General features: G+C 42.0%; 11 protein-coding genes and 1 riboswitch. Of the genes, 10 read left to right on the top strand and 1 reads right to left on the bottom strand.

Annotation, left to right across the window (positions count from 1 at the left end; all coding sequences use genetic code 11):
- From srtB to KQI58_RS12295, 3 genes are all read left to right on the top strand, one after another.
- Positions 1-963 carry a class B sortase gene (srtB, locus tag KQI58_RS12285; protein WP_216409383.1) on the top strand — a complete coding sequence of 321 codons (963 nt, stop codon included), beginning with the start codon at positions 1-3 and terminating at the stop codon, positions 961-963.
- Positions 953-1612, top strand: a complete 660-nt coding sequence (locus KQI58_RS12290) for a Spy0128 family protein (protein WP_216409384.1) — start codon at positions 953-955, stop codon at positions 1610-1612. Before srtB ends, KQI58_RS12290 begins: the two co-directional genes overlap by 11 nt.
- A 132-nt stretch (positions 1613-1744) precedes the next feature.
- A complete protein-coding gene (locus tag KQI58_RS12295) occupies positions 1745-6385 on the top strand; it encodes an SdrD B-like domain-containing protein (protein WP_216409385.1) in 4641 nt (1546 codons plus the stop codon).
- Positions 6386-6459: 74 nt separating this feature from the next.
- Here the strand turns inward: KQI58_RS12295 and gloA2 are convergent, their stop codons facing one another.
- A complete protein-coding gene (gene gloA2, locus KQI58_RS12300) occupies positions 6460-6849 on the bottom strand; it encodes an SMU1112c/YaeR family gloxylase I-like metalloprotein (RefSeq protein ID WP_216409386.1) in 390 nt (129 codons plus the stop codon).
- 73 nt (positions 6850-6922) lie between these two features.
- Positions 6923-7012, top strand: a riboswitch (TPP riboswitch).
- Between the two features lie 123 nt (positions 7013-7135).
- On the opposite strand from gloA2, the gene thiW reads away from it, so the two are divergent.
- From thiW to glpK, 7 genes are all read left to right on the top strand, one after another.
- Positions 7136-7615, top strand: a complete 480-nt coding sequence (gene thiW, locus KQI58_RS12305) for an energy coupling factor transporter S component ThiW (protein WP_253295938.1) — start codon at positions 7136-7138, stop codon at positions 7613-7615.
- Positions 7612-8430, top strand: a complete 819-nt coding sequence (locus KQI58_RS12310) for a hydroxyethylthiazole kinase (RefSeq protein WP_216409388.1) — start codon at positions 7612-7614, stop codon at positions 8428-8430. The genes thiW and KQI58_RS12310 overlap by 4 nt, the downstream gene beginning before the upstream one ends.
- The gene (gene thiE, locus KQI58_RS12315; RefSeq protein WP_216409389.1) at positions 8421-9050 is read left to right on the top strand and encodes a thiamine phosphate synthase; all 630 of its coding nucleotides are present in this window, start codon (positions 8421-8423) and stop codon (positions 9048-9050) included. The genes KQI58_RS12310 and thiE overlap by 10 nt, the downstream gene beginning before the upstream one ends.
- Positions 9047-9874, top strand: coding sequence for a bifunctional hydroxymethylpyrimidine kinase/phosphomethylpyrimidine kinase (gene thiD, locus KQI58_RS12320; protein WP_216409390.1), 828 nt, complete (start codon positions 9047-9049; stop codon positions 9872-9874). Before thiE ends, thiD begins: the two co-directional genes overlap by 4 nt.
- Positions 9875-10054: 180 nt before the next feature.
- The gene (locus tag KQI58_RS12325) at positions 10055-11344 is read left to right on the top strand and encodes an FAD-dependent oxidoreductase (protein WP_216409391.1); all 1290 of its coding nucleotides are present in this window, start codon (positions 10055-10057) and stop codon (positions 11342-11344) included.
- Position 11345: 1 nt separating this feature from the next.
- Entirely contained in the window at positions 11346-12815 is a 1470-nt protein-coding gene (locus KQI58_RS12330) for a helix-turn-helix domain-containing protein (protein WP_216409392.1), read from the top strand.
- A gap of 215 nt (positions 12816-13030) precedes the next feature.
- Positions 13031-14530 carry a glycerol kinase GlpK gene (glpK, locus tag KQI58_RS12335; protein WP_216409393.1) on the top strand — a complete coding sequence of 500 codons (1500 nt, stop codon included), beginning with the start codon at positions 13031-13033 and terminating at the stop codon, positions 14528-14530.
- The last annotated feature ends 1 nt before the right edge of the window (position 14531 follow it).

Raw genomic sequence — 14531 nt, forward strand, 5'->3', positions numbered from 1 at the left:
ATGGCGAGCCCTGAAAAGGAACATCGGAAGAACACAGTTTCCTTAAATGTTCGTGTGATACGCCAACTCAATAATTTAATCGATCGCATAGCAGTAATCATTTTATTGTTGCTATGCGCTTATGGCGTATATGGGATGTGGGATACCAATCAATTACTTTCAAATGCGCAGGCGTCTAATTTGCAACAGTACAAACCGGAGACGGATGAAACCCTCTCGTTTCAAGAATTGAAAAAACACAACAATGAAGTGATCGCTTGGTTAACGGTTTATGGGACAAAAATCGATTATCCCGTCACCCAAGCAGATAACGATCAAAAATACGTTAACACTAATGTGATGGGAAAGTATTCTTTAGCGGGAAGTATTTTTTTGTCGAGTGAGAACGCTCCGGGTTTTTCTGATTTCAATAGTATCATTTACGGGCACCATATGGATAAGGAAGCGATGTTTGGCGGTCTGGATAAATTCAGTGAAAAAAAATACTTTGCTCGTCATCAATATGGCAATCTTTATCAGGACGGAAAAAATTATGGGATTGAGTTTTTTGCATTCATTAAAGGCGATGCCTATGATTGGCAGTTGTATGATCCAGGGATTCAGGAGATGGCTGCTCGTGAGTCCTATTTGTCGTATGTACTGGCGCAGGCGAGTCAGACGCGTTCTGTTCAAGTTGGCATAGATGATCGGATCGTTCTGTTGAGTACCTGTGCTTCCGAGCCGACGAATGGCAGACATATCTTGATTGGAAAACTGTACGACGAGCCCTTTGCAGATCCTTTTTATAAAGAAAAAGAGGAGAAGCCATTTTTAGGTATTGACCCGCAAGAATGGTGGGGAAAAATTCAAGGACTGCCAAAATGGCTTTTAGGTTTATTGTTGGCTGTTTGGCTCTTGGCTTTGGGTGTGTTTTTCTTGAGAAGAAAAAAGGCTGGGAAGGAGAGCGAAGAACGTGACGAATAAGTGGAAGGCTGCAACCTATTTGATTCTGGTTGCTCTATTGGCGGGTCTTTTTATCTCATCACCAATATCCTGCGCTCAAACGCTAATCAGTATTCCAGTTGAACAGGAATTCAACGATACCTCAGGAGAACTTGATCAAAAAGCACAAACGGGTGTGTATATACTGGAGCCGCTAGAAGCTGGAAATCCTATGCCCCACCAAGAACCAAAGCATCAAATTCAACTTTCGGGAAATGAGACTCAAACGATCGAAGGCTTTGCTTTTACGCGGGAAGGAACGTTTTCCTACCGCCTTTATCAACAAATACCTGCGAATAAAACGGGATATACGTATGATGATCAAAGCTATCTGATTACAGTATTCGTGACCCAGACAGCAGAGGGTTTGAATGTCGAAGTGATCGTTAAAAATCAGCAGAAGCTGAAGGTCATGGCGGCTAATTTCAAAAACGTCTATGTAGCGAAGTCTGATCAGACAGAACCGCAAGAAACAGAACGGTCCCTACCTAATACGGATCAGAATATAGAGGATGAGCGTCGGTTACCTAGTACCGGTCAATTGAAAGAATATCTTTGGGTCTTTGGGCTGGCACTAGTATTGGCAATTTTATTGTTTTATCAAGGTAAACGACGAGGAAATGAAAACTAAGGTGTCGATCCAATAGACGTTGGATCGCCCTTTCTAATCGGGCTTTTTATCTTTTTTTCTAAGTGAATGATCGAAGCATCCTTTTTTTAGAAAAGAAGATAAGAATCAATCAAGTAAGGAGGTTTTAGGAGAATGAGACAGAAAAAAAAGCTGCACCGTCAATTTTTAAACGGATTGTCTCTTTGGCTGATACTGACCCTTTTTTTGGCAAATATCCCCTTCTCAACCATCTATGCTGAAACGCTGGAAGAAACCTCCTCAACTGAAGAAATACAAGAATCGACACATCAGCTTGAAACGGTAGAAAGTTCAGGGGTGCTTGCGGAAGGATCCGCGCCAGAAACATCAGAGGCTACCGAACTTTCTGAAATAGAATCGGATATACCAGAAAAAACAGGATCCATCGCGGGAACAGTTTGGCTTGATGAAAATGAAGATGGCAAACAGGATAGAAATGAAAGAAAATTACCAGCGGTCAAGCTGCACTTGGTAGCTGCTGATGACAGAAAACAAGTGATCAGTGAAGTCTCGACGGATCGTGCAGGAAATTATGAATTTACGGAATTAAAATCAGGAAACTATTACGTCGCAATCGGTACACAAATCTTAGATGGGATAGAATATCTAGCGCCAATAGCGAGTCAGCAAACAGGAGCCGAGAATAAATTCGACAGCGATAATGAAGAGCGGCTTTCTTATACCGAGGAGATCAAGATAGGTGAAAATGAGGTTGTCGCTGATGTTGATGCGGGGATGCGGGTGCAAGCACAAAATGATCCAGAACCAGCAGCAGGTGCTAAATATAAAATTTTCATTGGAACCGATACAACAGGTCAACCAGAAGAAATGACTTCTACACTTAAAGAAGCTGTGGATTACTGTAACTCAAGCGCGGAAACTTCTTTTACGATTTTATTGACCGAAGATGATCTAGCTCAGAGGGCTGAAGCAGAGATCGCTTCTGGGAAGACGATCGTTTTAACCTCTACTTCAAAAAATAAAATTATCCAAAATATTGAATATAATGACGAGAATAATTTTATAGCTAAAAGACATCTGCGTGTGAAAGAAAAAGCAAGCTTAACTTTGACACATATTGTCCTTGAGGGAACAGGGCTGTCTTATGATAATGATCCTTATTGGGCAACGAACGGGGGGGTTCTTTTAAATGGAGGAACATTGACTATTGGAGAGGCTGCAGTGATCACTAAAGCTTTTGGTAATAATGGTGGAGCTATTGAAGCAAGAGATAAAAGTTCTGTCTATTTACATTCTACTGGTAGTGTTTATCACAATCAGGCCAGCGATACTGGTGGAGGTATCTACGCTATTGATAACAGTATAGTAGAACTTGCTGGTACAAGCAGTGTCTCAGATAATATTGGACAATGGCGTGTCGGTGGAATCTATCTAAATAATAGTTCACTCACGGTGAATGACGAAGCAATTATTTCGGGAAATATTGCTGAACATAATGAGGCAGGAGGTATTAAGGCTGAAAATAAAAGCGATGTCTCAATAAGCGGCGGTTCTATTCAACATAATACCGTAAAAAAATGTTCCGATCACGGAAATTGGAATAGCGGGTCTAGTGGCGGCGGAATCTATATTGATGGCGGAAAACTTGAATTAAACAATGCGACCGTCAGTCAAAATACTGCGACTGAGGCAGGAGGTGGTATCTATGCAAAAAATACCGATGTTAAATTATCAAACGGTGAAGTCACTGGAAATGAAGCAAAGCAAGGAAATGGCGGCGGTATTTACTCGGAAAATAACGCTGTTGAAATTCAAGATAGCCAAATTGGCGGAATAGATGAACTCGGAAGCAATGAAGAAAACAATAAAGCGAATCGAGCCAATAAGGGCGGCGGGATTTATAAAGAAGGGGGGACCCTTGTACTAAATAAAGGGACCATCGTAAATAATCTTGCTACGGACTCAGGTGGCGGAATCTATGCAAAAAATACAAACATCACGGATACATCGAGTGAAGTTTACTTGAATAGTAGTAATAAAGGTGCGGGAATCTATAGTGAGCAAGGGGGATTGCAGTTAGAGAAAAGCACTTTCAAAAACAATACTGCTAAAGATAGGATCATCGAAAAGGTAGATGAGAACGATAACCCATACCAAGAGACAGTGATTGGTGAAGGTGGCGGTCTGTATTCGACTGGTACGCTTCTGACACTGACCAATGCCGTAATCGCTGACAATTCCAGTACCAACGGCGGTGGGATTTTTGTCAAGGGAAATACATTGAAGCTGGAGGATACGACTCTCACGAACAATACCGCAACTATTGATGGAGGTGGGATCAGAGCCACCGGCGAAGTTAATTTAGAGATAATGGGAGAAACTAGTCGCATCAATACCAATAAAGCTACACACGGTGCGGGGATTTCGGCAAATGAGAATAGTAAAATTTCTATGACTGATGGGATGATTAATGGCAATATCGCAACAGGTCGCGGCGGCGGGGTTAATTTAGATGGGACGGATACACGTTTTACGATGACCAGTGGAGTGGTGAGCAACAATGTAGGATTTCAATGTGGTGGGATCCTAGCCGATAAAGCCATTATTGATATTAGCAATGCAACATTCACAGCAAATCAGGCGAAAGGAAATAAAGCTGGAGAAGGTTATGGCGGCGGCATTTTTGTTGAAAGTGGCGGGAAAGCGACAATTGCAGATAGTACCTTTACGGAAAATATCGCCTACGATGGCGGCGGGGTATATGTTAGTAAGAATAGTCAACCGCTAACTATTACGAAGACATTGTTTAAAGATAATAAGGTTCGTCATTTCGGCGGTGGCCTTTTAGTAAATGGAACGCAAACAGAGTTGACGGATGTGCAATTTATTTCAAATCTCGCGGATCGCTATGGCGGCGGAATCAAAGTCGGTGAAGGGGCCACACTAAAAATGGCTGGCACGATCAATGCTGATGGAGCTGCAAGTACGAGTATGTTTCAAGGAAATAAAGCTCGGTACGGCGGAGGGCTCTCGGTGAACAGCGGAAAAGAAGTCGGTGATGAAGGTAGTAAGGTTACACTGATAAATACCTTTGTAATCGATAATAAGGCCAAGTACATTGCTGATGGAGAAGAAGTACTTGTTGAAGGCGAAGTAGCGAGTGAGGAAGAACGAAATAACAAAGGCGGCGATGGAGCCGGAATAAATATTGATTTGTCCAATACTGAGCTTACTATGACGAATGGAAAAATCGGGCATAACCAAGCAGACAGCAGCGGTGGGGGACTATTCGCAACAGCGAGTGCTAAGTTTAATTTAAGTGACGTTCCATTGACGTTCAATACTGCGGAATTACAAGGCGGCGGACTCTTTCTTAAATATGATGTTGAAGGGACACTGAGTAGTTGCCTAGTAGAAAATAATACCACTGGAATTAATGGTGGCGGAGTACGCTTGGAATCGAGCTCTAACTTGATTATTACAAATAGCAGCCTTAGTAAAAATACGGCTCTGTATGGCGGCGGAGTGTCTGCAAATAGTGGAAGCACCATTGAAATGAATGGAATAGATAGTAAGATATCGGAAAATAGCACAACTCATTTCGGTGGGGGCGTGAATATTGATAATGCAGGAACAAAATTTATTATGAATGACGGTTCGATTGATCATAACCCCGCTCGTAATGGCGGCGGCGTCTTTGCTAGTGATCATTCGGAATTTATTATGAATGACGGTGTCGTTACGAACAATCAAGCGAGTAATAACGGTGGTGGCATTTATATTCAAACAACTGCAACAGTGATGGTTAATAAAGGAAATATAGTAAGAAACGATGCTGCAAGAAGCGGCGGTGGGATTTTTACAGAAAATTATTTTTATGGAAATCCAGTGGATGCTAGCATTCATTATGTAAATATCACGATTGATCCAACTGATGGAAAAGTGGCTGAGAACACCTCTTTCGTAACAGAAGATCCACCAGAAGATATTGTAAATGGATCGCTCAAATTTAAACGAGAGGATCTAAATAACGATCAGATTAATTACTTTCCGCATTCACTTAAAATTATTTATCATCCGAATGGTGGTCAGGGGATGGTACAAGAAGATCAGCGTTCAATGAAGGATGGTTTCATAACGGTCGGTGTTTGGTCGGTCAAACAGTCCGCTTTCATTCCAGCAGCAGATAAACCGGATCATGTATTACTATATTGGAGTGAAAAAGAGGATGGGACTGGTAAGAGATATACGGCAGATGGTACGGATACTATTACAACGAATTACGACCGAAACCTTTACGCTATCTGGGGACCTCCAACGACTTTATCTGGTACGGTTTTTCTGGATAGAGACCACAATGGTGAATACGATGAGAATGAAGTGCTAGAAAATCGAGAAGTGACCTTGTATAAAAAGGCAGATGATTCAGAGAGTTATACTGAAATTGATAAGACGCATACGAATCAGGAAGGAAAATATTATTTTGCGACTTCCGATAATGGGACATATAAAATTTCAGTAAAAGTATTGGATGGAGAATATGGAAAGCATGGTTTTGTTAGTAAAAGAGAGGGTCTTAAGAGTAGCCATGTGAATCAAGATGGTTTTTCTGATTATTTGACAATCAATATTGAAGAGGAAATGAATCCAGTTATCAACGCAGGCTATATCGACTCTGTTGTCGTTACAGGAGTGAAGCTGAATCCGATTAATTGGTTCTTTTATCTACTGATCGTCCTGCTGACATGTTTTACAATAAAGCGTGTCTGTGAATTTCGAAAAAAAAGTCGATAAAATGAGTCGCCATTTATTCGCGGATAGGAGCTGATCTGAAAGTCTAAAAGACTTTTGGATCAACTCCTTTTCCTTTATTCATGTAATTCCAACGGCAAGCCATCTGGATCAAAAAAGAAGGTCATTTTCTCTCCGGTAAAATCATCGGTTCGCAAAGGTTCACAATCAATTCCGTGGCTCTTTAAATAAGCGACCGTCGCTTCGATGTCCGTTGTTTTGAATGCAAGATGGCGTAAGCCTGCTGCTTCCGGGAAACTTGGACGTTTTGGTGGATTTTTAACAGCAAAGATTTCTAGTTCCGCATCATTTAACTGTAAATCCAATTTGTAATCCTGGCGTTCTGCTCGAAAATTTTCACGAATGATTGGCAGACCAAGAATGTCCACATAAAAATGTCGTGCCTTCTGGTAATCTGAAACGATGATAGCAACGTGATGGATGGCAGAAAAATCTGGTTTTTGCATGAGTAGGTCCTCCTTTTTTCTCATTATAAGCTAGTTGGAATAAAAAAAGTATGTTATACTCCAATCAATTGAAGAGAAACATTTGGGGTGCTTTTTGGCTGAGATTATACCCATGGAACCTGATGCAGTTAAGACTGTCGCAGGGAAATGTAGCTAGTTGACTGATCGTACCCGACCATTTTATTTTGGTTGGGTTTTTCTGTCTTTTACTCCTTTTGTTTCTTGCAGAAAGGAGTTATTTGTCGTGGAAAAAAGTAAAATCCACAAGTTGACGTTATTGGCCTTAATGATTGCGTTGGATGTCGTATTGTCTCCTTTGATGCGGATCGAAGGGATGGCGCCGATGTCCAGTGTAATGAACATTATCGCCGGAGTGTTGTTAGGTCCGTTTTACGGAACAGTCATGGCTTTTGTCTGTGCAATGATACGGATGACGATGTTGGGGATTCCGCCATTAGCACTGACGGGCGCAGTATTTGGTGCATTCTTTGCTGGTTTATTTTATCGTTTAGGTGGAAGACTGATTTGGTCCATGCTGGGTGAAATCGTGGGTACAGGAATCATCGGTTCACTCTTATCTTATCCTGTAATGGTCTGGTTTACCGGGAGTCAAAATGAGTTGTATTGGTTGATTTATACACCGAGATTTGTTGGTGCAACATTGATTGGTTCGGCGATTGCTTTTGTTGTGTTGGTTAAATTGCAGGAAACAACGATTTTTAAACGTTGGCAACGGCTGTTTTCAAGTGAGAGGATGTTTGGATGATCAAAACGAATTTTTCAAAGGTGTTTCCGTTAGAAAGTGCGCCGTTAGTTCATTGCATAACCAATGAAGTCACCTGTGAGACCGTGGCAAATGCGTTGCTTTATATTGGAGCAAAACCGATCATGGCTTCTGATCCGCGAGAATTTGAGGAATTATTTCAACAAACAGATGGGTTGCTGCTGAATATCGGACATCTGTCGGAAGAACGTGCGGTTAGTCTGATAGCAGCGAGCAAACTAGCAAATAGCGTTCATAAGCCAACGGTGGTGGATTTGGTTGGATATGGTGTCAGTCAGGTTCGAAATCAAGTAGGGCGTTCGTTGGTGGCGGAAAATCCAACAGTAGTAAAAGGCAATATTTCCGAACTACGGAATTTTTGCGGGCTGCCGAGTCAAGCACGCGGAGTAGATGGTAGTGAGTTAGATCAAAGTGAGGAAGCAATCGCTGAATTATCAGAAGCTTTGCAGAAGTTAGCGGTTCTTTATCCGAAGACTACATTCCTAGCAACAGGTTCTCAAGATATTATCGTTGATCAAGAACGTATTTTTCATTTAGCGAATGGTGTGCCTGCATTGGATCGCTTTACGGGAACAGGTGATATTGTTGGTGCGTTGATTGCAGCTTTATTAGGCAGCGGAATGAAAGCAATCGATGCTGCTGTAACGGCGGTGAGCTATTTTAATCTTTGCGGGGAGCAGGCAGGAAATACGATCGGCTTAGCAGCTTTTCGGCAAGAGACCTTGAATCAGCTTTCAATATTGATGGAGGAGAACTGGTGGACAAAAGTGAAAGGATGGGAAAAGCAATGGACTTAACTTTATATTTAGTGACTGGTCGGTATGATTTTAGCGATGAGAAGTTTTTAGCGGTGATTGAAGAGGCCTGTAAAAATGGTGTGACATTGGTTCAATTACGGGAGAAGACTTTGCTGACGGGGGCTTTTTATGAGTTGGCTTTGAAGGTAAAAGCCATCACGGATCGCTACCACATTCCTTTAATTATCAATGATCGGGTCGACATTTGTTTGGCAGTCGACGCAGCGGGGGTGCATATTGGAGATGATGAGCTGCCGGTGGACGTTGTTCGTTCACTGATTGGACCAGAAAAAATCTTAGGTGTATCGGCGAAAACGATTGAACGTGGCCTAGAGGCTGAAAAAGCGGGAGCAGATTATTTAGGAATTGGTGCCATTTTCCCGACAAAAACCAAAGACACCGCCTTGACTTCGATTGAAATGCTAAAAGCGATCAATGGAGCAGTAACAATTCCAAGTGTTGCGATTGGCGGCATCAAGGAAGAAAATTTAGTTGATTTTCGTGGAACCGGGATTGCTGGAGTTTCGATTGTTAGTGAAATTATGCTAGCGGAAGAGGTTGGCAAAAAGGTTCGCAGTTTAAGACAAAAAATAGCAGAGATAGTGGAGGAACAAGTATGATTAATTCAACACCACAAGTCTTAACGATCGCGGGTTCTGATTCTGGCGGCGGGGCTGGGATTCAAGCAGATCTGAAAACCTTTCAAGCACGCGAAGCTTTTGGCATGAGTATCATCGTAGCACTAACAGCACAAAATACTTATGGCGTACAAGACAGTATGGCAATTCCTAGTTCTTTTATAGAGGAGCAGTTTGATTCTTTGGCTGCTGATTTTTCAATTGGTGCAGCGAAGACAGGTATGCTGGCGGATGTCGAACGTGTGGAAACTGTCGTGAAGAAATTGAAGCAAGTCGATTTCGGTCCCTTAATCGTAGATCCTGTGATGGTGGCAAAAGGCGGTCATCACTTATTGCAAGATGATGCGGTTAAGACGATCAATGAGAAGTTACTGCCATTAGCGACAGTTGTGACTCCCAATTTACCAGAAGCAGAAGGATTCATTGGGCAGCGAATCGTTACGGATCAGGAGATGGTTGAAGCGGCGAAGAAGCTGCAAAATTTTGGCACGAAAAACGTTGTTGTTAAAGGTGGACATAGCCAAAATAAAGAAGCAGCCGATTTTGTTTTATTGGCGACAGGAGAAAGCTTCTGGATGAGTGCACCGAGAGTGGAAACCGCTAGTACTCATGGAACGGGCGATACCTTTTCGGCTTGTATCGCCGCTGAGCTAGCAAAAGGGAATGAGTTGAAAGAAGCAATCATTACCGGAAAGAGATTTATCCATGCGGCGATTAGTCAGCCCATCTTTGTAGGGCACGGTCATGGGCCGACGAATCATTGGGCAAAAATGCGCGATGCTATTTCAATAAAGGCGATAAACTAGTTAAAAAATAATGATTCACTATAGTAATCCTTTGTCAGTTGTTTTTCTGACAAAGGATTTTTTTGTGAAAAAGCTAAAAGGGTTAAAATAGCGCAGCTGGTGTGAAAGATTTATAATTAAGCATGAGAGCTTCAAATACTGAGAAAAGCGAAAGTCATGTTTAAAGAAAAGAGGGAACATATGCGTGTAATTATTGTAGGAGGATCATTTGGCGGTGTCCAAGCGGCACTAGATATTAAACGAATAGAACCAGAGACGGAGGTTCTTTTGATTGAAAAGCAGACTGATTTGGGTTTCGTTCCTGGGAGTTTGGCTCTGATTTTAAAGGGAAAAGCGGCGTCGCTGGATGAGTTATGTTGGGTTACACAACAGAAATTGGAAAAACTTGGGATACAGGTAAAAACGGGGGTATCCTGCACCGGTCTTTTGCCAGAGAATCACATTGGTGTATCCACAGGAGGAAAGCTACATTTTGATCGGCTGGTTATTGCGACGGGGTCCCAGCAGTCCTTCCAACAAAATAAGACTCGTTCTGGGAGGATTAAAACGTGTAAAACCAAGCAGGATGTCACAGAAATATTGGACATGCTTGACGATCTCACAACGGTAGCGATTATTGGCGGTGGGCATGTTGGCTTAGAACTTGCGGATGCCTTATCTCAAGCAAATAAACAGGTTCATCTATTTGAAAGCGATTCTATGGTAATGGGCCACTATTTTGATGAGGAGATGCTCCAACCGTTAGAAACCGCAATCCGTCAATCGGCTGTTGATTTACATACAGGGACATTTGTCGATGAGGTGGAAGAAACGGATGAAGGCAAGGTAAAACTCTTTTTTAATGAAACGAATCTGGAGGTTGATCTCGTACTATTGGCGAATAGTACACGTCCGGATAATCAGATTTGGCAAGACTTAGACCGTGATGATGATGGCACGCTCAAAGTGAATGAGTATTTACAAACGTCAAATCCGGATATCTATGCGATCGGCGATACGATCAAAGTAAAATTCCAATTAACGGATGAAAAGATTTATTCATCATTAGTTGCCAATGCGATCAGAACAGCAAAGATCGCTAGTCAGACTATTACGGGCACGTTGACAACCGATCCTGGAACAGTTCGAGTTAGCGGAAATCAGTGGTTTGGCTATTTTGTCGGCAGTGTTGGTTTGTTGGAAAAAGAAGCGCTTTTGTATCCTGAAAGAGTTAGAATAAAACAGCTCGAATTGCCTACAACGGTTGTCTCACAGGAAAAAATAAGTGTAAAAGTAATTTGGAATGCTGAGACCGAACGTTTGTTAGGGGCGCAACTCGTTTCAAAACAGCTCGATTTTGCGCTTTTAGATCAGTTTGATTCAGCGATTCAACAACAGCAAACGATCCATGAATTCATGTTGTTGGAACGCTTCTTTCATCCAGCCTTTCGTTTTCCGTTACTGGAGTCTTTCGATTTAGAGGAGCGTTAAAATGAGGATTGATCAATTATTGGATAAAAATCAACAGCTTCAATTGTCCATTCTTACTCAACTCATTTTGTCAGGCGGAACGCTGTCAGTGAATCAACTGGCCGAGGAAATTGGCCTGTCAAAAATAAGTTTGGATCAATACATTCAAGATATTTCCTATTTAGGGGAAGAAATGGGGATGGGCTTTTCGATTGACCGCAAAGGATCGACACTCACATTGGAATTAGAAAAGACGACGACGCTTGAAGAGATCACAGCTTTATTAGTGAGAGACAGCTTTAAATTTCAATTACTGGAATATATGCTGCTGCATCGAGAGTTTACGATCCCACAAATCACACAGGAATTTACAACCAGTGAGTCTTCCGTCTTTCGGAAATTCCGCGAGTTAAATGAGATTATCGCGGAGTTTCAAATCCGGATTAAAAACGGTCGTTTGCAGGGTGAAGAATTACAAATCCGCTATTTCTATTTTCAAGTGTATATGTATTTTCCATTAGAAATGAGACCTAGCTACTTGATTGAGTCCGATCAAAATCAATTGTTTTTGCGTGCGTTGGAGAGAGCTTTAGAAACGGAATTTTCTAGCTATGCTAAAAGTGCGGTTTCCTGCTGGTTAGGGATTAGCCTGAAACGAATAGCAGCAAAGAAAAAGCAGCAAACACAATTAAAAACAAATTACCGACTTTTTCAACAAGATGCCCTCTTTCAACAGATTGAACCGCTGATCCGTCTGTATAATAGTCGAAGCTCCTTTGAATTGAACCAGTATGAACCGATGATGTTTTACAGTTTCTTAGTTTCTTTTGCTATTTTGAATGAAGAAGCATTTTATCGCTACGAGTTACAACGCAGTAAGAAACTGCCGCCGGCGCTTTTGGATATGTATATTCGCGAGATGATTTTGGTTCACTACAGACCAGAGAGATTGTCCATCCAACAGGAGAAAGCAGTAGGCTACCAGTTATCTCAAATCAACAATCGAATCTATTTTTTTCAAGGGTATCTGCCCCGTTACGAGCCGGATCGCCTAGTAATGTTGCAGCGACAAAACTTAGGTATTGAACGAAGCCAGCTATTGGATATATTGCAAGAAACAGCATTAAATTTTCTCAACCCCAAAAAAGCACAAGACCCTTTAATCACGCAAGCTTTAATGATCGACTATGCCAGTATCCTGTCTATGATCGATTTTTACATTGCCAAGGAAGTGGTAGTAGGCATTGATTTAGAAGAATTACCAGTTTATCGAACTTCGTATTATCACTATTTATTTTCGGAATTGCGGCTAATTCCGGGGATTCGGGTTGAACAATTTCGAGAGGAACAAACGTATGACTTGATCATTCGTACTCGAAGAATCGAGACGCACGCGTCATCCATCCAATATTGTCTCTCAGAGTTTGAGTCTGCGTATGATCTGATTCAAATAAAATGCTTGATCGATCAGCTAAAGAAAGAGAAAAATTAATGAAGTAGTTCCCAGTAGTTTTATGGGGGGCTACTTTTTTTGGGAAAAATTTTTATTCTCAAAATCCCTTGATAGGAGTGAGTTTATTGAAAAAACTGCCAGCAATTTATGAAACCGCTTAAAACTTTGACCGTTTTTACTAGGAAAAGCAGGTTAGGATATGACCATAAAGAAAGCGATTGCATTGCAAGTTAGTTCAAGGAGGACAAATCAAGATGGAAGAAAAACAACAGTACATTATGGCGATTGACCAAGGAACCACGAGTTCACGCGCAATTATCTATGATAAGTTTGGGCATCAGGTCGCTAGTTCACAAAAGGAATTTACGCAATATTTTCCTCAGGAAAGTTGGGTAGAACATGATGCAAATGAAATTTGGAATTCTGTCCAATCTGTGATTGCGGGAGCCTTCATTGACTCTGGCATTAAACCGGATCAAGTGGCAGGAATTGGAATCACCAATCAACGAGAAACGACTGTTATCTGGGAAAAGGATACGGGGCGGCCGATTTATCATGCGATTGTTTGGCAATCAAGACAATCGGCGCAAATAGCGGATCAGCTGAAGATCGACGGATACGAAGAAATGATTCATCAAAAAACCGGACTAGTCGTCGATGCCTATTTCTCAGCCACGAAGATTCGCTGGATTCTGGACCATGTAGAAGGGGCGCAAGAACGGGCAGAAAAAGGGGAGTTGCTTTTCGGGACGATCGACAGCTGGCTCGTTTGGAAATTGACAGACGGCGGCTCTCACGTAACGGATTATTCTAATGCCAGTCGGACCATGCTCTACAATATCCATGAGCTGACCTGGGATCAAGAGATTCTCGATTTATTAAATATCCCTCAAGCGCTTCTGCCTAAGGTAACCTCAAATTCTGAAATTTATGGTTATACACAGGGGTACCATTTCTTTGGCAGCGAAGCACCGATTTCGGGGATGGCTGGCGATCAACAAGCAGCGCTATTTGGTCAAATGGCATTTGAACCGGGGATGGTTAAGAATACGTATGGGACAGGGTCATTCATTGTCATGAATACAGGCGAAAAGCCGCAATTATCAAAGAATAATTTATTAACGACGATCGGCTATGGGATTAACGGCAAAGTCTATTATGCCTTGGAGGGGAGTATTTTTGTTGCAGGGTCCTCCATTCAATGGTTGAGAGATGGATTGAAAATGCTGAAAAAGGCGAGTGATTCTGAAGATGCGGCGAAACGCTCCGCAAATCAAGATGAAGTGTACATGGTCCCAGCCTTTGTTGGACTAGGTGCTCCTTATTGGGATCAAAATGCACGCGGCGCCATGTTTGGTTTGACGCGAGGCACAACCAAAGAAGATTTAATCAAAGCGACCCTTCAATCGATTGCCTATCAGGTTCGCGACATCGTGGATACGATGCAGGAGGATACAGGGATTCAGATTCCAGTATTGAAAGTAGATGGCGGCGCCGCCAATAACGAATATTTGATGCAATTCCAATCAGACATTTTAAATGTTCCGATCCAACGGGCGGCCAACCTTGAAACGACGGCTTTAGGTGCTGCTTTCTTAGCAGGCTTGGCTGTAGGCTATTGGAAGGATATGGATGAAATTAGGGAATTTTATGAAGCTGGAAAGATTTTTGAAGCAGAGATGGCACCGGAACGTCGTCAAAAACTATATGACGGTTGGAAAAAAGCCGTAAAAGCGACACAAGCATTTGAATAAA

Origin of the sequence: Enterococcus raffinosus (genome assembly GCF_018917525.1) — a bacterium.
Classification (GTDB): Bacteria; Bacillota; Bacilli; order Lactobacillales; family Enterococcaceae; genus Enterococcus_A; species Enterococcus_A raffinosus_A.

Coding starts and splice junctions, on each gene's coding strand:
- thiE (WP_216409389.1), top strand. CDS start 8,421: ATGGACTTAACTTTATATTTAGTGACTGGTCGGTATGATTTTAGCGAT.
- KQI58_RS12295 (WP_216409385.1), top strand. CDS start 1,745: ATGAGACAGAAAAAAAAGCTGCACCGTCAATTTTTAAACGGATTGTCT.
- KQI58_RS12325 (WP_216409391.1), top strand. CDS start 10,055: ATGCGTGTAATTATTGTAGGAGGATCATTTGGCGGTGTCCAAGCGGCA.
- glpK (WP_216409393.1), top strand. CDS start 13,031: ATGGAAGAAAAACAACAGTACATTATGGCGATTGACCAAGGAACCACG.
- gloA2 (WP_216409386.1), bottom strand. CDS start 6,849: ATGCAAAAACCAGATTTTTCTGCCATCCATCACGTTGCTATCATCGTT.
- thiD (WP_216409390.1), top strand. CDS start 9,047: ATGATTAATTCAACACCACAAGTCTTAACGATCGCGGGTTCTGATTCT.
- KQI58_RS12330 (WP_216409392.1), top strand. CDS start 11,346: ATGAGGATTGATCAATTATTGGATAAAAATCAACAGCTTCAATTGTCC.
- srtB (WP_216409383.1), top strand. CDS start 1: ATGGCGAGCCCTGAAAAGGAACATCGGAAGAACACAGTTTCCTTAAAT.
- KQI58_RS12310 (WP_216409388.1), top strand. CDS start 7,612: ATGATCAAAACGAATTTTTCAAAGGTGTTTCCGTTAGAAAGTGCGCCG.
- thiW (WP_253295938.1), top strand. CDS start 7,136: ATGATTGCGTTGGATGTCGTATTGTCTCCTTTGATGCGGATCGAAGGG.